Raw genomic sequence first — 23579 nt, 5'->3', positions numbered from 1 at the left:
TCAGTCCTTCACAGGTCGGGTCGTGCCGTGCAGCAGGGTCGCGGAGCTGCTGGCGTGGACGGTCCAGGTGTTGGGGACGAACACGCCGCGGTAGGTGCCGGTCGCGCGGACGGTGATGCGGCGGCCGTCACCGGAGACGGTGACCGTGCCGACGGCGCCGGCCTGGTTGAGGTAGGCGCGGGCGGCGGAGGCGGCCGCCTCGGGGTCGGCGACGACGCCCTCGCCGGTGACGGCGCGGGCGGGATCGATGGCCTGGGCGGCGGCTCGGGCGGCTTCGGTGGCGATGCCGTCGGTGCGTTCATGGGCGCGGGTGACGCCGAAGGCGTCGACAGCGAGGAAGCCGCCGAGGAAGAGAAGCGGGACGGTGATGATGGCGGCGAAGGGAGATACCGCGCCTCGGTCCTCGCCGAAGTTCCAGCGTCTGGCGGGGTGCCTGGGGCTCATCCACGTTCCCTAAAAGCGTCAACGATCGAGGTGAATGAAGAGGTCGTGGTCCGTACCCCCGGCCCGCCGCCGAACAGAAGCAGGTCGCCCAGGGGGACGGTGCACGAGACGGTCACGGTGACGGTAGAGACCTGTCCCAGCTGGGCGCCCAGGCCACGGGTGTTGGCCGTGACACGGGTGGAGGTGCAGGACTGGTTCCGCTCGCCGAGGGCGTCAGCGGCCGCGCGGCGGGCCGCCGATTGTCCGGCGGCGGGAGTGCGTTCGAGAGACGCGGCGCGGGCGGCGGCCTGGGCGGCAGCGTCGGTCTTCTGCCCGGCGAGGGAGAGACGGGCCCCGGCCATGACGACCAGGGCGATCGCGATCAGGAGGGGCACAACGATGACCGCCTCAATCGCAGCGTCGCCCCGCTCCGCGTCGTGTCGCACGGATCGACGAACGAGGTGGAGCGGGCTGCGCATCATCGGCCTCCTGCCGCGGTCGTCCATCGCTCGACGGGCCCCGACGCGGCGGCGGTGACCGGCCAGCCGCCCATGCCGGGAAGGAGGGAGATCGCGCGGCCCTGGACGGTTATCCGGATGCGGTCGGTGGTGCTGCCCGCGGTGGAGACGCGGGCGTCGACGAGGAGATCTCCGCCGAGCGTGTTCACCGCGGCGCGTGCCTTGGCCGCCCCGTCCCCTGGTCCTGCTCCGTACATGCGGCCGGCGGAGACGCCTTCGCGTGCGGCGGTCGCGGCGACGTTGTGGGCGTAGGCGGCGAGGAAGGCCTGCACGATCGCGAAGATCAGCAGGATCACGACCGGGAAGAGGATCGCCACCTGGATCGGTGACGACCCCCTGTCCCGGTCGGCGGGTTCGAGGGCGGTGAACATGAGGCGTCTGAGTTCCCCGGGGTCAGCCGCCGAGGATGCCGCTGAGCTTGCCGTTGGCCCGCCCGTAAGCGGCCGCGAGACCGCCGGCGATGATGAGGGCGCCGGCGACGGCCGCGACGATGATGACCACGGTGGATATCGGGCTGTCTCCGCGGTCCCCACGGTCCTTCGCCTCCTGCTGGACTTGTTCGAGGCGCGAACGGATCGCCCAGGCGCAGGCGGTCACGGCGGCCTGGGCACGGAGCAGCGGGCTGGTCTTCATGAGGTGGGCTTCCCTTCGGGTGGTGCGGGCTGTGCGGGTCAGATGGAAAAGATGTTGAGGACCGCCGGGAACGCCATCGCGATCATGACGATGACGGCGAGGAGGGCGGCGGGGGTGTGGAGTTTCTCGCTGTCGGCGTTGGCGCGGGCGGCCTCAGCGGTGAGCAGTTCGTTGGTCAGGCTCTTGGCGCGGTTGCGCAGGGTGTCGTAGACGGACGCGCCGTCGTCGGAGGACAGGCGCATGATGTCGGCGACGTCGCCCAGGACGGGCAGGCGCAGCTGGGTGCCGAGATCGGCGAGGGCCTGCCACGGGGAGGACTTCTCGGTACGGGCGCGCAGGAGGGCCTCCTGGATGCGGGTGAAGGCCCAGCCCCGGCCGATGCGGGCGGCGTCTTCCAGTGCCTGGTCGGCGGCGACGTTGGAGGCCATGCGGGTGGCGACCAGGTCCATCCAGGCGGCTGCGGCGTGCGCGAACTCGGTGCGGGCCTTGGTGGCTTCGGTCGCGACGGCCCAGTCGGGCACGAACCACAGGACAGCGGCGAGCAGCAGGCCAGCGACGGCAGGGACGAAGAGGGGGACGGGCAGGCCCATCAGGGCCCAGCCGACCGCCGGGACGAGCGGGACGAGCAGGCCGAGGAGCCCGAGGGCGAGCTTGTTCGTGACGAACTGCTCCGGACTCTGGTGGAGCAGGTCGAGGTCGGCGCGCGGGATCCTGCCGGGCATACGCTCGGCGAGGCGTCCGGCCCACACGGCGCCGACGACGTTCGCACGGCTCGGCTGGTCGCCGGGGCGGACCGGGGGCGGGTCGAGGCGGCGTAGCGCGGGCCCGAGGCGGGGTGCGGCGGGAACGAGTTCGCGTACGAGGAGGGCGATGCCCGCGCCGGTGGCGGCGCCGCAGACGATCAGGGCGGTCTGGCTCATGCGGCCGACACCTCCGCAGTGGGTTCGGCGGGGCCGGGCTGCTTGACCTGGCTTCGGGGGTCGTTGATGAGGAAGCGGGGGACCGGCTGGTGGGTGGCGAGCTTGCGGGTCCACCACAGGACCGCGGCGAACGCGGCACCGAGCAGGGCGAGGACGAGCTGGCCCAGCAGAGTCGCGTACGGGGCGGTGTAGGGGATGAGGAAGCCGATGAGGACCAGGGCCATGCAGATGAGGGTCATGGTGCGCATCGCGGTACGGGACTTGGCGCGGTCGGCCTCGATGCGGCGGCGTGCGGCGACTTCCTCGCGGACCTGTGCGGCGACGTCCTCGAGGACCTGGGCGAGTCCGGGGCCGGGATCGACGGCGCACAGCATCAGGGCGGCGCAGGCCTTGTCGCCGGTGACGTCGTCGAGCCGGCCGGCGAAGTCACGTAGCGCGTCGACCGGGAGCCAGCCGGCTTTCAGTTTGTCGGCGAGCTCGCCGACCTCGTCCTCGATCGCCGGGGGCGGGTTCTTCCGGCTGGTGATCAGGGCCTGTTCCAGGGCGAAACCGAGGCGGAGGATCTCGGAGAGGCGCTGGGTCCAGTCGGCGAGTGCCTCCAGTTTGGCGATCCGGCCCTTCGCCGATGTCGCGGAGGCAAGCAGCCACGGCACCCCGATCACGGAGCCGCCCAGGATCAGAGCGGCAACGAACACTCCGGAAACCAGCCACACCACAGCCGTCGTGGCCACAGCGGCGACGATCAGGAGACGGCGGCGGGCGGCACGCTGCTGTCCGTCGGGGCCGCCCGACCACTCGGCCCGCCACCGGGCCGTACGGCCCTGGCCCTTGGGGGCACTCGTGCCGATCGTGGCGACGACCGCGGCCACCAGGCCGCCGGCGAGCATCGACCCGCAAAGCGTCCACCACAACGCGCCCATCACAGCCCCCTGTTCCAGGCCGCAGCCTGATCCAGGACATGGGTGGAGAACCCGGCCAGCTCCAGACGCCGCCGCGAACGCGGTGAGAGCGGGGCTGCCGGGACGGCGCGCAGATCGTCCTCGGAAGCGGGGCGGAAGATCTCGTTGTAGGCGGGGCGGCCACTCTCGCCGATGCCGGTGATCTCCCAGACGTGGCTGACGAGCCGCCTTGGTGCGGGGCCGGACTCGTCGACGGACATGAAGACGACGAAGTGCAGCCCGTTGGCGATCTGCCGGTAGGCGAGCTGCTCGGAAAAGTTGCCCCGGGCCAGGAGGTACAGCTCGGCGATGCGGTCGAAGACGACGTGCGGCTCGGAGGCGTGCATCGTGCACATGGACCCGGGCCGGTCACTGGTGAGGGCCTGCATCATCGCGGTGATCTCAGGACCCCGGACCTCGCCGACGACGACGCGCCTGAGGGACATGCGCTTGGCCCGGTACATCAGATCGAGGAGGGTGATCTCGCCGACCGCGCGGCCATCGACCCGCTCGCCGTTGGACTCACGGGCCTCCATCGGCACGACCTGGGTGTGGTAGCCGTTCTGGTGTGCCCACAGCTCGAACTCGGTTTCCACCGTGCCGAACCGCTCGTGCTGCGGGATCTCCCGCAACAACGCCCGCATCAGAGTCGTCTTCCCCGACGATTGCTCGCCCACCACGATCACGTTGCGCCGCGCCCGTACGCAGGCGCGCAGCAGACCGGCGACGGTGGTGTCCATGGCGCCGACGGTGACGAGGTCGTCCAGGGTGGCGTTCTGCAGACGGTGGCGGCGGATCGTGACGAACGTCCGCTCGCCGGTGATCTCCGGGTGCAGGGCCTGGAGCCGGGAGCCGTCGGGCAGGCGGATCGCGGCATCAGGGGACGCGGTGGAGAACGTACGGCCGGACTGCCCGCTGGCGCGGATCAGATCACGGACCAGCTCCTGAAGTTCTTCCTCAGACTCGGCGACGGGTTCGGCCGCGACGGCTTCACTGTCGCCGCTGTACTTGAGGAACACCCGGTCACAGCCGTTGATCCAGATGTCCTCCACCCGCTGGTCGTCGAGATGGCGCTGGAGACGGCCGGAGCGGAAGAGCATGTCGAACACGAGCGCGGCAAGCTGCTGCTCCTCACCGGCCGTGACCGTACGAGAGGTGCGGGCAGCGTCGCCCCACACCGCGACCCGCTCGTTGATCAGAGCCCGGGCCCGCTGCTCACGCACGGCACCGACCAGGCCGCGGTTCAGCTTCGCCTCGGCCAGGAGCAGGTCGTTGACCTGCCGCTTGATCTCACCAGCCGCACGGGCGTCAACGCTCACCTGCGGCACGGACGGCGCGTTGACCATCGCCGGCGCGGCGGCCCGCCCACCACGGCGCGGATCGTAGCTGGCACCCGGCAGCCCCGGCTGCGCGACGGCACCCATCCCGGGAACGCGAGCCGGAGCCGGAGACGGAACAGCAGGCGGAGGGACGGCCGCGGGGTACATCGGGTCAGCGCGCATCCGTCACCGCCTTCATCAGCCGCTGTTGCAACGGAGAGGCGACCCGCGCCCGTCGGGAGGCGACCGTCTGCCGAATCGGGGTCGATGCGTCACGCGCGGCACTCATCAGCTTCGACGTCATGAACCCACGGCCCTCGGACGCACCGTCGGACAGCACGGCCGCTTCCTCCGGCCGGTACGGCAGCGTTGCGACAACCCGCACGCCGAGCTCGTCCTGAACCTCGCGGGAGCCGTAGGGACCCTGGCGGATGAGGAGGATGCCAAGCGCGCCGGCTCCCTGGCCGGAGTCACCATCCATCAAGGTCCGCAGAGCCTGGATGCGGGACCGGGCGGCGTGCATGCTGCGCAGCGTTCCCCGCATCACCACCAAGACGGTGTCCGCGCGCAGGGCGAGGACGCCGGCGGGGCCGAACGCGCCGGAGCGGCCGAGGTCGACCAGGACGTCGTGGGCGTGGATCTCGATCCCGGTGAACAGGTCGGCGAGCTGTCCCCATACGGGGGCCAGGCTGGAGGCCTGGTGCATCGCCGTCAGGCCGGGCAACAGCAGCCGGTTGCGCTCCGAGCACTTTTCGTCGTTCTCCAGAGCGATCAGCTGCGGCCAGAACGCAGTGACGAGATCCTGCGTACGGGAGGACTCCGTCAGATTCCGCAGCCCACGGTCGGCGACCACCGCGCTCTGGAGAGCGCCCGGCAGCACGGCGCCGCCATCCGGGTCGCACTCCGCAAGGACCAGACGCCGGCCGGCTTCCAGCGGCCAGGTCCGCAGCAACGCAAGCGCCGAACTCGTCGCTCCCGGAGCGCCCGGAAGTCCCACCAGGGTGATCACCGCCATCAGGACTCTCCCGGTCCATCGACGACGAGCGCGACATTCCCGGTCGCGGCCTGCGCCGCGAGCGCAGGCCCGAACTGCGAGGGCACCGCGACATCGACGACCTGCTCACCCGTCGTCTGCTGCCGCTCTCCCACCCGCACGACCCGCGCGGCAATCTGCTGCGGGCCAGCGCCCTCGCCGGCTTTCTCTCCGGCGATCTGGCCGTCGGCGGGAGTGGAGACGACGAGGATCTTGTCGCCGGGCGAGAGACGGCTCGCGGGCATCTGCGACGTCTTCAGCCCGATACCGACCAGCCGCTCACCCGGCTTGACCAGAGTGCGAGTGGTGACCTGGCCCTGCGTCAGCAGTGCGCCCGGCGTCAGGGCGACCGAGGCCCGCTTGCCGACCACCTTCTCCCGCTCGGAAGCCAGCACCGGCTTCAGCACCGGGTCGAGCTGGACTTGGGCCTCGATCAGGTCGGAGTCCTTGATGACATCCCCGGCCTCAACGCCCTGGGCAACCGCCAGGACCGGCGTGCGTTCCCCCGTCGCCTGGAAGGCGAGGAACCCGCCGCCCCCACCAGCCGCGATCAGCGCGATCGCCAGCGCATACATACCGGGACGCCGCCTGCGCCCCTTGAACCCGACTGCCGCACCCGGGATCAGGGAGTGCGTCGGCTGCACGGGGACCTGGCCCGCGCCGACCGGAACCGCCGTCTTGCTCACGATCTCTCGCCTTCGCCTTCTTCGTTGGAACCGACGGGAAGCTTCAGCTGCCGACGGCCTGGAGCTCGCCGACCCGGATGTCCACGGCACTCTGCCGGGTCTCGGCCAGCTGCCCGGACTGCCCCGTCGTGGCCTGCCAGTCGATCGTCCAGGTCGACGTCGCGACCACGTGATACGTCCCAGAGCCGGCCGTCGACGGCCTGGCGTAACGGTGACCGCAGTCCGGCGACGACTTCGTGCCGAACGAAGCCTTGTAGGGAGTACCGGCGGTAGTGCAGGTGACGGTCTTCCCGTCTCCCATCTGCCACACGATCCGCGCCACCTTCGCCGTAGCGGTCACCGTGATCCCGCCCGCGGACGCCGAGGCGACGTTTGGCCCGTACGTCTCCGGGCCCCGCTCCGTCCACAGATAGACCGGCATCCCGACCAAGCCCATCCCACTTGGCTTCGGAGTGATCCCGATCTCCGGGCCGCGCAGGACCATGCTGTCGACGGCCTGCCGCGCGAGGACAGCTGGGTCCACTACCGGAGCAGTAGGTCCTCCAGGGCCCCCAATGAGCGGCTCTGTGATCATCGTTGAGGATCCGTCTGCCATGAAGTAGCGGCAGGTCCGCGTGTAGAGGAAAGCGCCCTTGGCGGGGTCCCGGCCTTCCCAAACATCACTCTCGGCGGGCGGCTGCGGGTCGACCCTCTCGGCCGGTGTGCACTCGGGCGGCTTGGATCGAGGCCCCTTGCCGCCTCCCCCGCCGCCGTTGTTGCCGCCCGCGGTGCTCCCACCGTCGGAGCCGGGCACGTTGACCTCTACATCGCAGGAGAACAAGGTGCAGCCAGTCCCGGCGGATCCTTCGGGATCGTCCGCTGCGTGGGCAGTGGCTGCGGGGAGAGCTGCGGCGCTCAGCGCGAGGAATGCCGTGGCTACTGCCTGTCGGGTCAGCATTTCTTGCCCTGCGGCTTGTCTTCGATGACGACCCATCCCTTGTCCCACTTCTCGACGGTCGCCTTGATGACGTACCGCAGGAGCCGGTTGGACGGCATGGCCGCTGGCTTCCCGGTTTTGGTGTGGATGGTCTGCCAATGGGTGATGTCGAGGCAGCTGGAGAGGACAATCTTGGGCACTTTGCGGCCGACATCCGCGCTGACTGCGGTTGGGTTGCCCACGGCGATGGTGCCGGTAGTGACCATCCCCCGCTGGTGGAGGTTCTCAGCGTCCTTTTCGACCTGGATCTGCGCGACGGCGGCGGCGTACTTCTTCAGGTCGCCAGCCTTGTTTGTCTTGTCGGCGTAGCGCTTCTCCACTTCCTTCCAGTGTGAAAGGTAGGTGGCGATCGCTTCCTTCTTCGCTGCTTCCACGGGGTCAACTGGGCCCACCGGGGTCTTCGTCTTGGACGGCGTCACTTTGGGTGTGGAGTGCGTGGACGGCTTCGCCTCCGGCTTCGCCTCCGGCTTCGCCTCCGGCTTCGCCTCCGGCTTCGCCTCCGGCTTCGCCTCCGGCTTCGCCTCCGGCGTCTCTGGATCACTGCTGCATGCGGTAAGGAGGATTGAGCCAGCAAGGAGAAGTGCGACTGCCGGTTGGAACGACGTCATTCGCGAGCGAACGCGTCGCATGTGCGTATGGGTCATCACGATGTCTCCCGATGCATGTGCGGTCACCGGCGCGCCACCTGCGCCTGTCGATCCTGAGGAGTTCACTGAGTACCGCGGGACCACGTTGAAAATGCGGAGGACCAGACTAAGCAAGATCACACCAACCACACCGGGCGTAACGGATGTTAAGGGCCGCGGACTGCGATGCAATCAGCCAAATCGGGCCGAGAATGAATATGACTGTGTCAGGTCAATTGCCGCGTGAGGAGAACGCGCTGGCCAGATCCCGGCACGTACGTTGGACAGCAGTTGTGCTGCCTCATGAGGCCGACGGGGTGGAGAGGAGGACATCACCGGGGGTTGGCTCGCCAAGGAGTGGGGTGACGATCGGCGCGAACGGGCCCTGAGATGTCAGCTGGTCGAGGGTGGTGATACCGACGGCGAGCTGGGGGGTGCGCCGGACGCGGGCGTCAGCGGCGGCCAAGGCACGCAGGTCCTCGGTACGGCTACGCAGGACTGTCTCGCTGGCTCCTGTGAGGACGACGAGGAGGCGGGGTACGGCCGGGTAGCGGTCGCGCCAGGCCTCGCGGCCTGCTCCCGTGGCGGCGGCGAAGCGGCGGCCGGGCGGGGGAGCGGGCACGTAGGTGGCGTAGCGGGCGTAGGAGGTGAGTTTCCGGCCGAGGCGTGCGACCTGCATGGTGGACCGGTCGATCTCGAGGAAGTAGGTGAGGAGGCGGCGCCCGGTGGGTGTGGTGCGGGTGTAGCGCAGGACGGCGTCAGGGATGAGCAGGGCGTCGTCTCCGAGGCGGTTCTCGCCGTCGCGGACGCGGTGGACGAGTTCAGGGTCCCAGTCCAGTGGCCCGCACTCGTCGCCGAGAGCCTGGGCCCAGGTGCTGAACGCGAGCCCGGTCTCGACGACGGCCAGCGTGTGTTCCTGGAGCTGGGAGGCTGCGGTCTCGGGATTGATGCGGTAGGCCCGGGAGGTGACTTCCCGGCTGGCCTCGACGATGTCTGCGCCGCGCGGGGTGACGAACCACAACAGTTCAGCGCCGCCCATCCTCCCGGCCCGGCGCGTGGTGCAGTCCGCAAGCCCCTGATCGCGCATCTGATTCAGGACGCGCCGAAGGTAGACGGGCCGTTGAACGTGGGGAGTCAGCATCCGGTGAAGCTGGCCGGTAGCGACAAGGCGGTGCTGGTACAGGATGGGCAGCAGCTCCTGCCCGAGGCGGGGCAGGCTGGTTGCGGCGGGGGACAGGGTGCTGGTCATCAGCCGATCTCGCTTCCGCTGGCCGCAGGCCGGAATCCGGCTGCGGGCATGGCCGGTTCGGTGGTTCGCTCCGGCCGCGCCTTCGGCGCGGGCCGGGGGATGATGAGCTCGGCGAGGATCCGGTCGTCCAGGCCGGGCCGGCTGCCGGCGTCGTCGCCTTCGAGGTCACGCAGAATCTCGGCGACCGTGCGGCGCCGCAGGTTGCCATCCACGGCCCGCTCCAGATCCGGCAGGAGCTCGGGATGGTGGTAGTCGGCGAGGGCCTGGTGCAGGGCCACGCCGGCGACACGGAACGGGGTGGTGCGCTCGCCGTGGAGCATCGTGGACATCACGTAATTCCACTTCGGCAGTGACAACAGGGTCTGAGGGGAGACCGGCTCCATGCGCTTGGTGACGAACGCCGCCTCGTCGCTGTCGGCGGCCGACGCGGACAGCAGCGACTGGTTCTGCATCAGCGCCATCCGCGTCTCAGCGCTGAGCCGCATTGCCATCTGGGTCATCCCCATCAGCCTCAGCTCGTACTTGCGCAACTGCTCCAGGATCGCGGCGACATAGCCGCGCGATGCCCCGTCGATGGCGGTCAGCTCATCGCAGAACGCGAACATCGTCTCCAGCACGTCCTGGTCGACGCCCTCCCGCGAGCATCCGGCCAGGAACAGGTCGAACAGCAGCAACGAGGTGATGACCTGGTCGGATGAACCCGTACCGGAGCAGCGCAGCAGCACGATCTTCGAAGTGTCCATGGCGTGCCGCATGTCGTAGGTCGACCGCGGCTGGCCCAGGAACGCCCGCAGCGAGTCCGACGTCTCCAGCTGCTCCAGCGTCTGGGTGACCACCGGGACCGCGTTCCCCTCGTACTTGGGGAAGGTTGTGGTCCAGAACCGGCGCAGCTTGACCGGGAGATGCTCCAGGACACCCTCGCGCCACTCCTCATCGGTGAGCAGCCGGGTGATCGAGAAAATGGTGGGCTGCAGATCCGGACGCCCCCGGCGGCACATCGCCAGCGCGAGGTGCGCCAGGACCTGCACCGCGTGGGACAGGATCGCCCTGGCGCGCGGCGCACCGTCGCCCCAGCCCTGTGCCGAGGCCAGCCCGCCCACCACCGCGCCGATCACGTCCTGGACCTGCGCGGCGCCGCGATGCTCCATCGACAGCGGATTCCACGCCCCGACCCGCGCCGTGGGGTTCTTCACGCTCAGGTCGATCACCCACACCCTCTCGCGCAGCGCCGGATGGGACAGATACGGCATCGCCCGCTTCACCGCCGCACCATGCGGGTCGAGGAACCACACCCCCAGCCCCCCGTACGCCAGAGAGATCGCCTGCAGCAAGGCCAGCTCGCTCTTGCCGAACCCGGACTTCCCGAACGACGCACCGAACAACACGTCCCTCTGCGGCACCGCAGCCAGACGAACCCGGCCGTCCGCACCCACAACGCGCCCCAACGGCACCATGCCCGGTTGCCCCGCCCACTCCGGCAGCCGCGGCGGCGCCGACGGCACCAACCCGCCGGTACGCACCACGTTCGCCGCCTCACAGTGCACCGAGGCCGGCTTCAACAATGCGGCGATCTCCCTCACCGTCACCCACTGCCGCCTCGACGGAGCGAACTCGCCCGTGCGAAACCTGCGGTCGAAAGAGGACCGCCGCCACCACACGTTGCTGTACGGCCGCCATCCCGTACGACGCGGCCCCACCGGACGCCACCAGTTCTCGCCACTCCAGGCATCCATCACCGCCATCACCTGATGCAACAGCGCCTGCGCCCGCGCCGGATGCCGCGCCTCGACCCGGACGAGGACTTGCACCGCAAAGACCTGTCCGTCCACTCCGGGCAGGAACTTCCCCACTCCGTCGGCCAGGTCCGTCTGCCGAGGCCGCGGTGCGGACCCGCGCCGTGAGCGACCGGAACCGAACGGCTTCCCCCCGTTCAGCCCCTCCAGCACCTGACCGAACACCGACCCGGCCCGGCCACCGCCCGGGCCGGAGCCGAGCTGCTCCCCGTACGCCGACGGTCCCCGCTTCGCTGCTCGCCGCATGAGCCGCCGCCGCCAACGCGCCACCTTCCGTCCGGACACCGGCACCAGATCCACGACCAGCTCAGCCCGCTCGCCCCGCTCACTGTCGACGTGCGCGCACGCGGCCGCCATCATCTGCAGCGGATCGGGATCAAGACTCGCCGCCGCCAGCCGCCGGTGATCTGGGCGGGCGAGCACGAGCTCCGCCCGCGCCACATAGCCCCCGCGCCCTTCCCGATTCGCCTCCCCTTTCTCCTCGCGCCGACGACGTGGGGCCAGGGGAGCGGTGACCCTGTCCATCAGCACCTGGCTCATCAGCCCTCCTGCTCGTTGTCCATCACGCCGAGCGGCGCGATGTTGGTAAACCGGACCGGCCGTACCTCGCTGCGGCCGCGGCCCGCCTCCAGAACATCCACGCCCGGAAACGACGACAGGCGCAGCAGCCCCGCAGCCCGTGCGGGGCCTTCCAGCCGGGTCGCCAGCTTCCCCTCGACAGTCACGTGCCGCATCCGCACCCCCGACGCCCTGCGCGGCAGCCATCCGACAGCCGCCGGCACCCGCGCCAGACGTGCCGCGTGCCGCCCGATCTCCTCCACCGACGGATCAAAGCCACGCGACGGCACCAGATCGACCACCGTCCGGCACCCAAGCGCGGCAAGGGTGCGGCGACGCCACCACACCCAGCATCCCCCCCACAATGCAGCCCCGGCCAGTACGGACAGCCCCAGCCACCACTGATGCGCCTGGACGCTCTCCACCACCGAAGCGGCCACGCCCGACACAGACGTGACCGGGGCGAACAGGGGCTCATCCATTACCAGTTGGCCTTCGGCAAGGGGAATCGAAGCGGGCCGCGCGGATACCAACGCCCCGGATGCATACCGCGGATCCGGCCAGCGACCGCGTACAGCCACACCGCATCAGGACCGCCCCGCACGTAGTGAAAAGCAGCGGCACTCGGGCCAACCTCGGTGCGCGGCCGCAGCCTCGGCCACCGACTCCCCTGTGAACGGCAGGCCGCTCAGGTCACCGCCCCACCACCAGCCCGGAACGCAGCCGACCACGAAAGCGATCGCCACGAGCCAGCCGATCCAGTTCACCAACACGTCGACCACCACGTCCCACTGCCCGAGCGGGTGGTGTTCATCCGTTGCCATCGGGCACTCCACGCAGGCCGGGGAGGCCTCACGCCGCCCGTACACCACCCGCAAGGTCGCGCAGCCTGCACAGCGTGACCGGCCACGCAAAGAAAATTTCCAGCGTGGCTTTGAGCGTCCGCCAGTAGGTCATCGGACGCGTGGTGTGTGGGGTTGTATGTCCCATCGGTTGTGGGTCCAGGCCCGGCGGATGAGGTGGCGGACGGTGACGAAATTACATGCCAGAACGATGTAGGGGCCGTGGTCTTCCGTCGCTCGGTGCAGCGGCGGGGTTTGCCGGAGTTGTTCAGCCGGGAGTTCGTCCGCTCGACCACCCAGCGGCCGCCGTTGTGCTGGTCACCCGATGCGCTAGCCTCCGCGAGGGATGGCATCGCGGGAGATACCGTCCCCGCCGATCTCGTCTTCCCTCATTCAGGTGCGATGCTCATGACGCTGTGGATGCGCGAGAGGGTGAAAACGCGCTCGCTGTCCCGGAGGTGGCACCACGCTTCGAGGTAGGGCGGGTCGAGTGCGAGGTGGCTGAGGGCGCGCACGGTTCGGCTGCCCGAGGTAGCGACGTACTCGATGGTGATGCCCTGACCAGCGTCGATGGCATGGGCGAGCTGGCGGATGTCGCTGTAGGGCAAGCGCTTCGCCCACGCTGTGACGATCTCCTCGGTGTCCGTGGCGAAGGGCACTCCGCCGTCGAGTGGCTCTGGTTCGTGAGCGGCGGGTGGGGCGGCCAGCAACCGGGTCGCCAAGGTGCTCGGATCGACAGCGGCGGATTTCTTCGCCGGGTGAGCCACTGCGATCCGGCCTCCTCTCGCGTTGGAGCCACGCGGAGCCGGAAGGGGAGCGGAGGCCCGCCGGGGCCGGGCGTTTTCGATGCGTACCGTGCCCTCGGCAGTCTCGGCGACGGGGGCGTATCCCTCGGCCCGTAGTGCGGCGAGAGTCGCGCCGAGCGGGCTACGGCTGATCAGCACCGTCGGCGCCAATTGCCGTAGCCCAAGCTTGGCGAGCTTGCGGTGGGCAGCCAGCTCCGCCAGGAGCGCGGGCTCATCGCCGTAGAGGACACAGGCGGCGGGTGCGACGCGCACGCGCCCGTGGCCGCGTGCGGTGTCGGCGATCAGGTACGACAGAGGCTGTGGCAGTGGCCCGGCGACGACGGTCAGGTCGGCCGCGATGTCTTCGGGGATGCGTCCGGCGTCCAGCGCGCGGCGGACGCTGCCGGCACTGAACCGCCACACCGATGCCGTGGCGCTGGTCTCCCGGTCGGCGACGGAGTCCAGCAGTGAGGCCAGCCGCGCGGACGGGGTGCCGGTGACAATGGCGGTGAGGTCGGCTCCGATCCGTGCCGTCGTGGTGGCCGAGGGCAGCAGCCGGCGGCACTCGATGCCCAGCCCCTCCGTGTCGCCGGTCCGCAGGTGGATGCCGATGGCAGACAGAGCACCGCGTGCGAGCACGCCGAGGAGTTCGGCCTCCCGGATCACGGTGGCGAACGGTGGACCGTCAGCCGACGAGTCGGCGAGGGGCCGGTACCAGGCGATCAGCGGCCCCAGGTCCGACGCGACCCGCGTGCCCTGCCCTGCTGGGAGCCGAGAGGCTGCAGCCAGCAGCCCGTGGCGGGCCTCCACACAACCGCTGCAAGGTGGTGCGCCGACGAGGGCGGGGAGAGCCTTGTTGTCTTCGTCGCGCGCCCGGGTGGGGGTGAGCGGCAGGTTCCGCCATGCCTGGAGCAGTACGGCGAACTGCTCCGGGGGTTCCTGTTCCGCCCAGGCGTCGTATGCCTCGGTGGGTGCCATGCGATCGCCGTCCCGGGCCAGCAGGCCGACGGCGGACGCCGTCTCCAGGGCAAGGCGTACGACGGCGTCGCCGACCTGGGCGGCCTTGCCGATCCGCGCCAGTTCACGCACACCGATCCCGCCGGACTTCAGCCGGGCCAGCGCGGTTGCAGAGCAGGCCGACAGAACCGAGGCAGCACCGGCGGTGAACGCCGAGGCGGCGGCCGACGCCTCGCCGTCGACTTCTCTCAGGGGAACGGGCGCCAATCCCACAGAAGGCGACACGGGCTGGAATGGGGCGTGCCAGCCGGGCCCCCGCAGCGCGAGCGCCACCTCGGCGGGCATACGGGCCCGGCCGTAGCGGTGACGGTCCTGAATCAGGAACCCCCGGTCCAGTGCCCATCGGACGCCCGGTTCGGGACCGGGGCCCAGACTCCCGGACACGCTGAATCGAGGGGGCCTCGGCCCAGCCCCCGCTCGGCCTTCGAGCAGCTCCCGGGCCGCCGCTGGGGCCTTGGCGACCACTGAGGAGATCCGGGCCGGGTCGCTGTGGTGTTCCACCAGTGCGGCCAGGCGCTGCGACTTGCTGCCCGGAGGCTTCACGCCCAGTGCCGCCAGCATTCCGCGCAGCTCGTCAGAGGCCGTGCCGGAGAGCAGTTCCTCCAGCGGGCCATCCAGACCCAGAGGCGTGTCCCACGCCTGCCGCAGCGGTCCGGCCATGCAGAGCTTCCCTCCGCCGTCCGCCCAGACCAGAGCATGATCAGCCAGAACCTCCAGCACAGCCTCCAGCCCGCGGGTAGTGTCACCGTCGGCTGCTCCCAGCAGTTCGGCCAGGGCATCGCGCGACGCCGGCACGCGCAGAGCCGCCAGCGCTTCGGCGACCTGGAGATGAGGCAGCGCGAGCTGCGGCAGCGCAAGCGCCACCGATCCAGGGCGCTGAAGACGGTCGGCCAGTTCTCCCACCGATCGCGGCTCCGGAGGCAACGCGGCATCCTTCCGCGCCCCGAGCACGCGTGCCAGACGAGAGCCGTCGAGGCTGCCCAGCCAGGTCGCCAGCGTTGATCGAGAGTTCATGAACGGTGCACCCCGCGAGTCAAGGAACGTCAGCCATGGACCGGAGCCCGGCGCCGAGACCAAGGATCGCGTATCCCCATGATCCGCGGGCACCGTATGAAGGCGGATTCCCTCTCGGCGCGCGGAGCCAGCGCGCGGCACTCGCCGTCTCCGCCGCTGGCATCGGGCGACGCCCACAAGCTGATCACCGCTGCGCAGGAGTGGGACTGACCAACCGACGGCAGGCCCGAGGGAGCTGGCTGGACACCGTCGGGGTGCCGCTCGCCGGGGCGCAGCTGGTAGGAGCGGCCGCTGCGCCGGTTGCTGCTGCGGTAGATGAGCGCTTCCTCGATGTCGAGGTGAGTCATCAAGGCGGTGCTGATGTCCCGGGCCTCGACACCCAGCGCATCGCGAGGACCGCGGCCGTGGGTAAGGGTCTCGCCGCACTCGTAGCGGGTCAGATGCTGGCGGAGCTGGACGACCACGGCGAGTCGTCGCCATCCGAACTCGCGCTCTTTGTCGGACAGCTCGTCGTGTGTGGTGCTTATGCTGCGGGCTCCGGTGGGGCGGTACAGGGGGATGATCTTCCCGTTCGGCAGCAGCTCCGCGGTGTCGGCTCGAAGGTGAGCTGGTCGGTGGCGTCGAGAACGGTCGGCACGGTCAGGTTCCTCTCGGGGGCGCTACAGCAGGCGGTGGCCGAGCGTCAACGGCTGGCCGTCTACTTGGACGGAGTGACCGCTGTTTGCCGTTACACCAAGAGCTGCGCCCCCGAGCAGGGCTTAGGGCCTCGGGGGCGCAGCAGGAAGCGGGTCAGGTGGGCTACAGAACGGCCTGCCAGTTCCCGCGAGTGAGGGTGGTCTCGCCATCGGGGGTGATGGTGGCGCGGGCGCCGTACACGGGCAACTCGCCCATCCAGTTGAGGCGGTCGAGGATGTCCTCCAGGGAGTCCCACAGGCGGCGCGGGCCGCCCTGGTACACGGTGGGGGCTTCCCGGGGGGGCGGCGGCGTGGGCGCGGGCCCATGAGCCGTCGGGGTGGGTCATCCAGACTGTGTGGCCGCGGTCCGGATACCACCGGCGGCGGTGCTCGATTCCCGGGGCGTGGAGCTGGAGCATGGAGCGGACGCTCCAGGTCTCCGGGACGAATACGAGCAGGTGGCGGCTGACGCTCGGCTCGCCGTCGCCGTACTTCGCCTCGTCCCAGACGGACGCCGGAACCGTCTCCTCGTAGTCGTCGCCCTGGCGGGCGCCCATGAAGGAGGCCGGCTCGTAGGCGGTCCGCCCCAGGGCGCCGCCGTCCGGGGTCTTGTCGGCGTAGAGGATCAGGCCGGTACCAGTGATCGTGGTGACCAGCCGGCCGCCGGGACGCAAGGCCTTGAGCCAGGCGGCCGGGATGGCCGGCACGGACACGGTGGACACGATCCGGTCGTACTGGCCTGGGAGCGGCCCCTGGGTGAGGTCGCAGACGGCGGTCTTGGGGCGGAGCCCAAAAGAGGCGAGCCGGTCGGTGGCGGAGGCGACGAGGTAGGGGTCGATGTCGACGCTCGTCACCAGGTCTGAGCCGAGGCGGTGGCAGGCTAGGGCCGTGCCGTAGCCGGTGCCGGTGGTCACCAGCGTGCGGCAGCCGTCGGTGAGCTCCGCGTGCCGGTACATCCCGACGACCAACCCCGGCTCCGTCGAGGATGACGTCGACACCCCGGAGGTGACGACGGTGCCGGGTTCGGCGTCGTCGGCGTGCAGGGCCCCGACCCGCGTCACCAGCGTGGTGTCGCTGTACGCGGTGGCGAGCCACGCCTCCGGGTCGGCCGCGCCGTCGCGGACCACCCGGCCGCCTGCCGCCTGGTCCCTCTGGTACCACCGGGGCACGAGCAGGTGCCGGGGGATGTCCGCGACGGCGGCCCCCCAGCGGGAACCTGGCCGGTCGACCTCGTCGGCCAGCCGCCTCGCGTGTATCTGCCAGTCCACGTCCGCTCCTCTTCCTCTTCGTCGGTCGTCCTCAGCCCATCGGCTGGCAGGAGCCGCCCCCGGACGAGCTGTCGTCCGAGGGGCCGCAGTCCGGCCTGCACGGGTCCGCCGACGTCCGGGCCGGGACGCTCGCGCGCGCCTGCGCCCACTCGGGGCTGGCCAGGACCGCCGCGAGCGGCGTCTCGCGCACGTTGCCCGCGGCCAAGAAGCGGCCGATCTCGCAGGGTGCCACCCGGCCGTCCGGCAGGATGGCGGCCTTGCCGTTGCCACACCGCCCGCACAGCGACGACGTGGACGGCAGAAGGCCGCCGGCGGCGCGCCCGACCGCGCGGACCTTGTCGACGGTGGCGGTGACCCCGAGGGCTTCCATCTCGGCACGGGCCTGCTGCGCCCGCTGGCCGTCCCCGTGGTCAACGATGGCGACCCGTAGCTTCACACCCCGGCCTACGGCCTTGACGATGGCGGCGCGCGTCGCCGCATGGGACCCGACCCGGTCGGTGATCGCGTCGTGCTTGGCGGCGATGTCGCTGTGGTAGGTGGTCGCCACGCTCACCCGCAGGTCCTCGAAGAGCGGCCAGTGCTCGTCACGGACCTTGTAGAAGTTGGTGTGGACCCGGACGTTCAGGCCGACGCGCAGCGCGTGCTCGACGAGCTCGGTGAAGGCCGGGTGCAGGGTGGGCTCGCCGCCGATGAACTGCACGGTGCTCGTGCCGAGGGCGGCGGCCTCGTCGATGAGTCGGTGCCAGTCCTGGGCGGTCATGCTGCCGTGGTCGCGGGTCGGGCCGGCCTCGGTGTAGCACTGGCTGGGGCAGACGAACTGGCAGCGGGAGGTGAGTTCCAGCGAGAGGAAGTCGGGCGAAATGGCAGGGGCGTGGCCAGTGGTCAGCGCGGTCATCAGGCGCTCCTCGTTCGTACGGGCCCAGCATGCCGGGCCAGGACGGGGCTTGTGGGCGGGACGGTGTTATCTGCGGGGTGTAACGGGGACGCCACGGCTCATGGCCCGGTGGTCGAGGATCGGGTGGCTGGCGATGGTCTCGACGTCGTCGAGCAGGAGGTCGCCGATGATGAACTCTTCCTCGGAGCCGGAGCCGAAGGTCACGACCTGGCCGCTGCTGAGGACCATCCAGTTGAGGAACTCGCGGACGGCGGTGTCGGCGAGGATGACGTCGGCGTCGGGGTACTTCTCCTTGATCTTCGTGATCTTTGCGCGGATGGGCTCAGCGTCGATTCGGAGTTCCTCCCGCAGCGCGTCGGTGGCGCGGCGGTCCCACCACTGGAAGATCACCCACTGTCGTACAGAGGGGCGCGGCAGGACGTTGTCGGCGATGGCGGCGAGGTCGTGGATGTTCGTCTTGGAGGCGACGGTGTGGACCCTCACCTTGTGGAACTCCGAGCGGTCGCACAGGTCGAGGGATTCGTTGAGCGCTTGGGTGAGGTTCGGGTCCTTGCTGCGGCGGAAGGCCCGTTGGATGGCGGGGGTGGTGCCGTCCAGGGGGAGGCGCAGGGATGCGAGCCGTCCGAGGCGGGCGAGCCGGTCTGCTGTGAGGGTGTAGCCAGTGGTGTCGAGTGCGACCTTGAGCCCGGCGTCGACCGCGTAGTCGATGACGTCGAAGATGGGCCTCCAAAGGAGTGGGTCGCCGCCAGCGAGGACAACGTCGGTGACGCCGTGGTCGGCGAGTTTGTCCACGATGGTGGTGGCCTGTCGGAAGGTGATCTGTCCGTCGACGAATGCGTTGTAGCAGCCCCGGCAGGCCATGGGGCACCGGTTGTTGATCGACCAGTTCACCCGACGCACCTGCCCCGGTCCCGCCGTGGCCGAGGCGCGGTGGCGGATGCCGTCGATGAACGTCAGGAGCCGTTCACTGCCGGGGTGCGGGTTGCAGGCGAGGTGCTCGGCGGCCTGCTCCACGAGTGCGAGGGTGGTGTTGTTCTGGAGCAGGAGAAACGCGAGTTGGTAGCGCAGATCGGGGTCCTGAGGCGCGGCCGCGAGCGCCTGCTCGATGCGGCCGGTGAGCGCGGTGAAGAACACTGGGTTGAAGTTCGCGGGCTCCAGACGGCGCTGGAAGTCGTCGGCGATGCTGCCCCGGGCGTGGGCCCGGTTGTATCCGGCGCTGGGCGGGTGGGGCGGGAGGATCGAGATGTCGAGGCGGGTCACGAGGCCTCCTGGATCGGCTGGTGGCGACGCGGCGCAGTCAGCGCGGAGTCGGGGAAGGGGATGCCCTGGTTCTCCATGAACACCAGGTCGCGGACGGCCTGGAACCGGCCCGGGGAGGTGGGGGCGTTGAGGTAAGCAGCGGAGGAGGGCAGGAGGGTGACGTCGTAGCGCTCGTACACCTCCCGGACGGTGTGCGGTAGGTCGCGCAGGGTGTCGGGGTCGTCGAGCCCGAGGTGACTGGTGAGGTGGAGGGCTGCGGATCTCGCCTTGGTCAGGTTGGTGACCGGGTCCTCGTGACAGGCCTTGGCCAGGTAGTAGGTGATGGGCTGGATGAGCCAGGGCAGGCGCTCGTCGGGGTCCTGCGCCGCGGGCGGGACGGCGGGCCCGACGTGCAGCGGGTCGGTCAGGAAGGCCTGGCCGGTCATGCTGGTGACGTACGCGGCGCAGGGGACACGCCGGTAGGCGTCGAGGAGGGTGATCGCCGCGGTGGCGTCGATGGCAAACCGGTCGGTGACGGCCTGGAGCACGGGGGTGATCTGGCGGCGGGCGGCCGGCACATCGGTGGCGCGGACGACCAGGGGGATGAGGTCGAGGTCGGAGGTGATCGTCCCGTCGCTGGTGGTGCGGAAGTCACCGCGGGCCAGGGAACCGGACAGGGCCACAGACATGGCATCCAACTGGGCCAGCTCGCTCCGCAGGAAGTCCAGGAGCGCGGGCCGGTCGGCGGCCCTCATGACGCGCCCGGGGCGGCGACGGCGGTGAAGTCCGCGTACGGACCGTGGACCTCCACGGTCTCCTCGAAGGCGTCCAGGGTGAGGTCGATGAGCGGCGAGCTGCCCAGGAGGTTACGGGCGTAGTGCAGGTCTTTGGCCATGTGGGTGGCGGCGAAGTCGGGGTCGCTGTAGTCGCCGCCGAGGATCCGTTCCAGCTTCATGGAGGCGATGACGGACATCCATCCGTCGGTGGTGACGATCTCGCGAGCGGTCGCGGCGTCCTCGCCCAGGTGCTGCGGAAGGAGCCGGGCGTAGACGCCGAGGGAGTGCAGGATGGCCGCGCCCCACGCGTTGTAGAGGAGCTTGAACCGGGCGGGGCGCCCCGCTGCGGTGAAGCGGTGGCGGTTCCGGGTGAACGCCGCCAGCACCCTCTCAGCGCGCTCGTCCACGGACGGCGAGTACACGAACGCGGTGAGAGCCCCCGCGCGGGCGCCGGGCCGACTGCCGGTGACGGGACTCTCGACCGGCACCGTCCCGTGGTGCTGGAGACGCTGGTGCCACTCCTCCGCCCAGGTAGGGCTGACGGTCGACAGCTCGATGCACGCGGGCCGGCAGTCGGTGAGGGCGGTCGTGGTGCTGGGGTGTTCCCAGAATGCCTGGCTGCGCTCGTCGTCGGCGAAGCAGCCGACGATCACGTCGGGCCGGACCTGGTCGACGTGATCGGGCTGGATCAGGACGGCCAATGGGTCGGGGGAGGCGGTGAGGTGACGGCTCGCGAGGGTGACGGCCGCGTCCGGGAGGCTGGTCAGGTGCGGCAGGATCCCGGAGGTCAGGGCGCCATACCCGGCGACGAGGATCCTCGTCGTCGGACGGACGCCCTGTAAGGGCGAAGGGGTCATTCTTCACTTCCTTCGGTCAGGACAAGGGGGCGCCGGGCGAACCAGGCGAGGGAGTCGGAGATGCCCTGCTCGACGGAGAGGGCCGGTTCCCACCCGAGGAGTTCTCCGGCAAGGGTGATGTCGGGGTAGGCGCCCGCGTTGTCGCCAGGCCGCCGGCCGACGGTCTCGGTGGCGAGCGCCCGGCCGGTGACGTTCTCGAACGCCTTGATCAGCTCGAACACGGTCGTGCCGGTGCCTGAGCCGAGATTGATCACGCGGTAGGGCGCGGCGGCGTCGGCATCGTTCGAGGTGATGGTGTCGAAGCGGCGGACGGCGGCGATGTGTGCGCGGGCGAGGTCGTGGACGTGGACGTAGTCGCGGATGCCGGTGCCGTCGCGGGTCTCCCAGTCGGTGCCGGTGACCGGGAAGGGGCGTCCGGCGTGGAAGGCGTCGATCAGGACGCCGAGTGCGTGGGTGGGCTGCATGACCTGGAGCCCGGAACGGAGCTTGGGGTCGCAGCCGATCGGGTTGAAGTACCGCAGGGAGATGGCGCGCAGCGGCGTCCCGGCGGCGATGTCCTCCAGCGCGTTTTCGAAGTGTGCCTTCGTCCGGGCGTAGGGGCTCATGGGGTTGAGCGGCGCCGTCTCGGTGATGCCCTGCCCGGCCTCGTAGATCGCGGCCGAGGAGGAGAACAGGAACCGCTCGCAGCCGTTGCGGTTTAGGTGGCCCAGGAGCGCCAGGCCCTTGGCCACGTTCTCGGTGTAGTAGAACAGCGGGTCCGCGACGGACTCGGGGACGACGATCTTCGCGGCGCAGCCGATGCTGGCGTGGATGTCGGGGTGCTCGGCGAAGATCCGGTCGATGAGGTCGCCGTCGGCGATGTCGCCGCGGTACCAGGTCCGGCCTTCCACGAACTCGGTGCGGCCTGTCGACAGGTCGTCCAGGATCACGACGTCGATGCCGTTGTCGAGGCAGGCCGAGGCGATGGTCGAGCCGATGAACCCGGCACCGCCGGTGATCAGGACCTTCATGAGGTGTCTCCCGAGTTGGACGCGGACCGGTCCGCCAATGTGGAGACCGGGGCTGTCAGGCGCCCGACAGTAGCAGTGATTTGACATGGTTCATGGTGGTTCGCGGAGAAGGTAACTCGCCCTGAACGAGGGGCTGATAGAGGACCCAGACCATCGTCGGATGGAAGACCTCCCGCACCGTCAGCTCCGGATGACGCTCGACGACGTCCACGGAGCCGATGCAGCCGTCCACGGCACCCTCGGCGGCCCGCTGGGCGGCGAGAGGCTTGGCGTTGACGTACAGGCGCTCGGCACCCGGCGTGAACTGGCCGGCGAACACGTCCGTCGCCGGGTGCAGCGCGATCGACCGGACGTCCGCGAGGCAGGCGACGCGAGGGCCCGTCGCGGCGCACATCGGCTTGGTCGGGCTCTCCCACACCCCGACGATCCGCATGCGGTCCAGGTGCCGGAAGTGCAGGTCGACCCAAAGGTCCGTCACCTGGGCGCCGGTCCGCTGCACGAACCCAGCCGCCACCAACGCGTGCGTCCCGCTGTCGAGCGCCGCCCGCATTGCGCCCTCGAAGGAGTCCGCAAGGACGACGTCGTCGAAGAAGCGCCGGGCCTCGGCCTCGGCGTCGGTGCCGGCCGGGCCGAGCGTCGCGACCCGGTGCCGAACAGCGTGCTCGTGAGTGTGTTCCACAGGTACCACCTCCGGTGGTCAGGGGTCGGCGTCTACGGGAGCTGGGGCCCGTAGGGGCTGGCTCGCGGCGGCCAGCACCTCTCAGCCGGTTCTCCGGCGAGGGGGTCAAGCCCTCCGTCACGTGTCCGATCCCAGGGGGACTGGTGAGTACGGTCGGCGTGCCGGAGGGCGGTTCAAGGGGTGGATTCCAGGTGCGGAGCGGCTGCCATTCCGTACGAAGTGGGGAGACCATTCAGCCATCGGTCCGGAGTGTCGTAGAGGACCACGGCGTCAGGATCAGGTTCTACGGATTCACCGAAGCGAGGATGGAGGGTTCCCCTGACGCCGACCTTCTCGGCCTCCCTGACGCGGAGCTCGACATGGCCGTCGAGCAGCCGGGGACAGTTCTCCTTGGCCTCGTCCGCGCAGTCCTCGCACATGGGCGGGATCACGGTACGGACGCCTTCCCAGACTGTGTCCAGGGCGTCGTCGAGGAGGCGAAGGAGCAACAGCGTCCCGCGCTCGTCGCGCTCGGGCAGCTCCTTGCACCCTGCGCACAGAGGACGCATCATCACGGCCTTCTGCCGCATCGGATGCAGCTCCTTGGCGTACGCGGGTCCGCCGGTCTGAGTCCCCCCGCACAACGCCCACAGCACGCCGTCCAAGTCAGCCTGGTACGCGTCCCGAACCGGGTTGGCGTAGGCGACACCGAGCGCGCTGATCACGATGTCGCCGAGCGGAGTGGTCTCTCCCGTCCACGGGACCACGTACGGCACTGACGGTCTGGGCACTGCGTTCCCCTGTAGGTCGGTTACTGAAAGGCGATGAGGTGCCCTGTGGACCGGAGCCGGGTCCGCTCTGGTCCACAGGGC

General features: G+C 70.2%; 24 protein-coding genes. All 24 read right to left on the bottom strand.

Annotated features, from left to right (window positions below):
• The 24 genes from OG462_RS02610 to OG462_RS02495 all read right to left on the bottom strand — a co-directional run bounded on the left by OG462_RS02610 (nucleotide 1) and on the right by OG462_RS02495 (nucleotide 23498).
• The gene (locus OG462_RS02610) at nucleotides 1-444 is read right to left on the bottom strand and encodes a hypothetical protein (RefSeq protein WP_406054054.1); all 444 of its coding nucleotides are present in this window, start codon (nucleotides 442-444) and stop codon (nucleotides 1-3) included.
• Nucleotides 441-902, bottom strand: coding sequence for a TadE/TadG family type IV pilus assembly protein (locus tag OG462_RS02605; RefSeq protein WP_406066328.1), 462 nt, complete (start codon nucleotides 900-902; stop codon nucleotides 441-443). The genes OG462_RS02610 and OG462_RS02605 overlap by 4 nt, the downstream gene beginning before the upstream one ends.
• Nucleotides 902-1312: a TadE/TadG family type IV pilus assembly protein gene (locus OG462_RS02600; protein WP_406054052.1), complete on the bottom strand. Its 411-nt coding sequence runs from the start codon at nucleotides 1310-1312 to the stop codon at nucleotides 902-904. The genes OG462_RS02605 and OG462_RS02600 overlap by 1 nt, the downstream gene beginning before the upstream one ends.
• A gap of 22 nt (nucleotides 1313-1334) precedes the next feature.
• Nucleotides 1335-1574, bottom strand: coding sequence for a hypothetical protein (locus OG462_RS02595; RefSeq protein WP_406054050.1), 240 nt, complete (start codon nucleotides 1572-1574; stop codon nucleotides 1335-1337).
• A 38-nt stretch (nucleotides 1575-1612) separates the two neighbouring features.
• Nucleotides 1613-2494: a type II secretion system F family protein gene (locus tag OG462_RS02590; protein ID WP_406054049.1), complete on the bottom strand. Its 882-nt coding sequence runs from the start codon at nucleotides 2492-2494 to the stop codon at nucleotides 1613-1615.
• Nucleotides 2491-3414: a type II secretion system F family protein gene (locus tag OG462_RS02585; RefSeq protein ID WP_406054047.1), complete on the bottom strand. Its 924-nt coding sequence runs from the start codon at nucleotides 3412-3414 to the stop codon at nucleotides 2491-2493. Before OG462_RS02585 ends, OG462_RS02590 begins: the two co-directional genes overlap by 4 nt.
• Nucleotides 3414-4856, bottom strand: coding sequence for a CpaF family protein (locus OG462_RS02580; RefSeq protein WP_406054045.1), 1443 nt, complete (start codon nucleotides 4854-4856; stop codon nucleotides 3414-3416). Before OG462_RS02580 ends, OG462_RS02585 begins: the two co-directional genes overlap by 1 nt.
• Nucleotides 4857-4923: 67 nt before the next feature.
• The gene (locus OG462_RS02575; RefSeq protein ID WP_406054043.1) at nucleotides 4924-5766 is read right to left on the bottom strand and encodes a hypothetical protein; all 843 of its coding nucleotides are present in this window, start codon (nucleotides 5764-5766) and stop codon (nucleotides 4924-4926) included.
• Nucleotides 5766-6470, bottom strand: coding sequence for an SAF domain-containing protein (locus OG462_RS02570; RefSeq protein ID WP_406054041.1), 705 nt, complete (start codon nucleotides 6468-6470; stop codon nucleotides 5766-5768). The genes OG462_RS02575 and OG462_RS02570 overlap by 1 nt, the downstream gene beginning before the upstream one ends.
• 43 nt (nucleotides 6471-6513) lie before the next feature.
• Nucleotides 6514-6993 carry an ATP/GTP-binding protein gene (locus tag OG462_RS02565; RefSeq protein WP_406054039.1) on the bottom strand — a complete coding sequence of 160 codons (480 nt, stop codon included), beginning with the start codon at nucleotides 6991-6993 and terminating at the stop codon, nucleotides 6514-6516.
• A 407-nt stretch (nucleotides 6994-7400) separates the two neighbouring features.
• Nucleotides 7401-8120, bottom strand: a complete 720-nt coding sequence (locus OG462_RS02560) for a hypothetical protein (RefSeq protein WP_406054037.1) — start codon at nucleotides 8118-8120, stop codon at nucleotides 7401-7403.
• A 253-nt stretch (nucleotides 8121-8373) separates the two neighbouring features.
• Entirely contained in the window at nucleotides 8374-9321 is a 948-nt protein-coding gene (locus OG462_RS02555; protein WP_406054036.1) for a replication-relaxation family protein, read from the bottom strand.
• On the bottom strand, nucleotides 9321-11654 hold the full coding sequence (locus OG462_RS02550) for a hypothetical protein (protein WP_406054034.1): 2334 nt from the start codon (nucleotides 11652-11654) through the stop codon (nucleotides 9321-9323). Before OG462_RS02550 ends, OG462_RS02555 begins: the two co-directional genes overlap by 1 nt.
• Nucleotides 11654-12154, bottom strand: coding sequence for a hypothetical protein (locus tag OG462_RS02545; protein WP_406054032.1), 501 nt, complete (start codon nucleotides 12152-12154; stop codon nucleotides 11654-11656). Before OG462_RS02545 ends, OG462_RS02550 begins: the two co-directional genes overlap by 1 nt.
• Before the next feature lie 105 nt (nucleotides 12155-12259).
• On the bottom strand, nucleotides 12260-12496 hold the full coding sequence (locus OG462_RS02540; RefSeq protein ID WP_406054030.1) for a hypothetical protein: 237 nt from the start codon (nucleotides 12494-12496) through the stop codon (nucleotides 12260-12262).
• 407 nt (nucleotides 12497-12903) lie between these two features.
• Entirely contained in the window at nucleotides 12904-15330 is a 2427-nt protein-coding gene (locus tag OG462_RS02535; protein WP_406066326.1) for a helicase-associated domain-containing protein, read from the bottom strand.
• 727 nt (nucleotides 15331-16057) lie between these two features.
• Nucleotides 16058-17272, bottom strand: a complete 1215-nt coding sequence (locus OG462_RS02530) for a protein-L-isoaspartate(D-aspartate) O-methyltransferase (RefSeq protein ID WP_406054029.1) — start codon at nucleotides 17270-17272, stop codon at nucleotides 16058-16060.
• Nucleotides 17273-17303: 31 nt separating this feature from the next.
• Nucleotides 17304-18167 (bottom strand): radical SAM protein, encoded by an 864-nt coding sequence (locus OG462_RS02525; protein ID WP_406054027.1) that lies wholly within the window; start codon nucleotides 18165-18167, stop codon nucleotides 17304-17306.
• A gap of 66 nt (nucleotides 18168-18233) precedes the next feature.
• A complete protein-coding gene (locus OG462_RS02520) occupies nucleotides 18234-19427 on the bottom strand; it encodes a radical SAM protein (RefSeq protein WP_406054025.1) in 1194 nt (397 codons plus the stop codon).
• Nucleotides 19424-20161: a hypothetical protein gene (locus tag OG462_RS02515; protein ID WP_406054023.1), complete on the bottom strand. Its 738-nt coding sequence runs from the start codon at nucleotides 20159-20161 to the stop codon at nucleotides 19424-19426. The genes OG462_RS02520 and OG462_RS02515 overlap by 4 nt, the downstream gene beginning before the upstream one ends.
• Nucleotides 20158-21039, bottom strand: coding sequence for an NAD(P)-binding domain-containing protein (locus OG462_RS02510; protein ID WP_406054021.1), 882 nt, complete (start codon nucleotides 21037-21039; stop codon nucleotides 20158-20160). The genes OG462_RS02515 and OG462_RS02510 overlap by 4 nt, the downstream gene beginning before the upstream one ends.
• Nucleotides 21036-22049, bottom strand: coding sequence for a UDP-glucose 4-epimerase GalE (gene galE, locus OG462_RS02505; protein ID WP_406054020.1), 1014 nt, complete (start codon nucleotides 22047-22049; stop codon nucleotides 21036-21038). Before galE ends, OG462_RS02510 begins: the two co-directional genes overlap by 4 nt.
• A gap of 55 nt (nucleotides 22050-22104) precedes the next feature.
• Entirely contained in the window at nucleotides 22105-22728 is a 624-nt protein-coding gene (locus tag OG462_RS02500; protein WP_406054018.1) for a hypothetical protein, read from the bottom strand.
• 173 nt (nucleotides 22729-22901) lie between these two features.
• The gene (locus tag OG462_RS02495; protein ID WP_406054016.1) at nucleotides 22902-23498 is read right to left on the bottom strand and encodes a hypothetical protein; all 597 of its coding nucleotides are present in this window, start codon (nucleotides 23496-23498) and stop codon (nucleotides 22902-22904) included.
• Nucleotides 23499-23579: the final 81 nt, after the last annotated feature.

The organism is Streptomyces sp. NBC_01077 (assembly GCF_045162855.1).
In the GTDB taxonomy this organism is placed as follows: Bacteria; Actinomycetota; Actinomycetes; order Streptomycetales; family Streptomycetaceae; genus Streptomyces.
The sequence above is the reverse complement of the archived record's forward strand: the minus strand, read 5'-3'. Positions and strand labels throughout refer to the sequence as shown.

Coding starts and splice junctions, on each gene's coding strand:
- OG462_RS02610 (WP_406054054.1), bottom strand. CDS start 444: ATGAGCCCCAGGCACCCCGCCAGACGCTGGAACTTCGGCGAGGACCGA.
- OG462_RS02605 (WP_406066328.1), bottom strand. CDS start 902: ATGCGCAGCCCGCTCCACCTCGTTCGTCGATCCGTGCGACACGACGCG.
- OG462_RS02600 (WP_406054052.1), bottom strand. CDS start 1,312: ATGTTCACCGCCCTCGAACCCGCCGACCGGGACAGGGGGTCGTCACCG.
- OG462_RS02595 (WP_406054050.1), bottom strand. CDS start 1,574: ATGAAGACCAGCCCGCTGCTCCGTGCCCAGGCCGCCGTGACCGCCTGC.
- OG462_RS02590 (WP_406054049.1), bottom strand. CDS start 2,494: ATGAGCCAGACCGCCCTGATCGTCTGCGGCGCCGCCACCGGCGCGGGC.
- OG462_RS02585 (WP_406054047.1), bottom strand. CDS start 3,414: ATGGGCGCGTTGTGGTGGACGCTTTGCGGGTCGATGCTCGCCGGCGGC.
- OG462_RS02580 (WP_406054045.1), bottom strand. CDS start 4,856: ATGGGTGCCGTCGCGCAGCCGGGGCTGCCGGGTGCCAGCTACGATCCG.
- OG462_RS02575 (WP_406054043.1), bottom strand. CDS start 5,766: ATGGCGGTGATCACCCTGGTGGGACTTCCGGGCGCTCCGGGAGCGACG.
- OG462_RS02555 (WP_406054036.1), bottom strand. CDS start 9,321: ATGACCAGCACCCTGTCCCCCGCCGCAACCAGCCTGCCCCGCCTCGGG.
- OG462_RS02550 (WP_406054034.1), bottom strand. CDS start 11,654: ATGAGCCAGGTGCTGATGGACAGGGTCACCGCTCCCCTGGCCCCACGT.
- OG462_RS02545 (WP_406054032.1), bottom strand. CDS start 12,154: ATGGATGAGCCCCTGTTCGCCCCGGTCACGTCTGTGTCGGGCGTGGCC.
- OG462_RS02540 (WP_406054030.1), bottom strand. CDS start 12,496: ATGGCAACGGATGAACACCACCCGCTCGGGCAGTGGGACGTGGTGGTC.
- OG462_RS02535 (WP_406066326.1), bottom strand. CDS start 15,330: ATGAACTCTCGATCAACGCTGGCGACCTGGCTGGGCAGCCTCGACGGC.
- OG462_RS02525 (WP_406054027.1), bottom strand. CDS start 18,167: ATGACCGCGCTGACCACTGGCCACGCCCCTGCCATTTCGCCCGACTTC.
- OG462_RS02515 (WP_406054023.1), bottom strand. CDS start 20,161: ATGAGGGCCGCCGACCGGCCCGCGCTCCTGGACTTCCTGCGGAGCGAG.
- OG462_RS02510 (WP_406054021.1), bottom strand. CDS start 21,039: ATGACCCCTTCGCCCTTACAGGGCGTCCGTCCGACGACGAGGATCCTC.
- galE (WP_406054020.1), bottom strand. CDS start 22,049: ATGAAGGTCCTGATCACCGGCGGTGCCGGGTTCATCGGCTCGACCATC.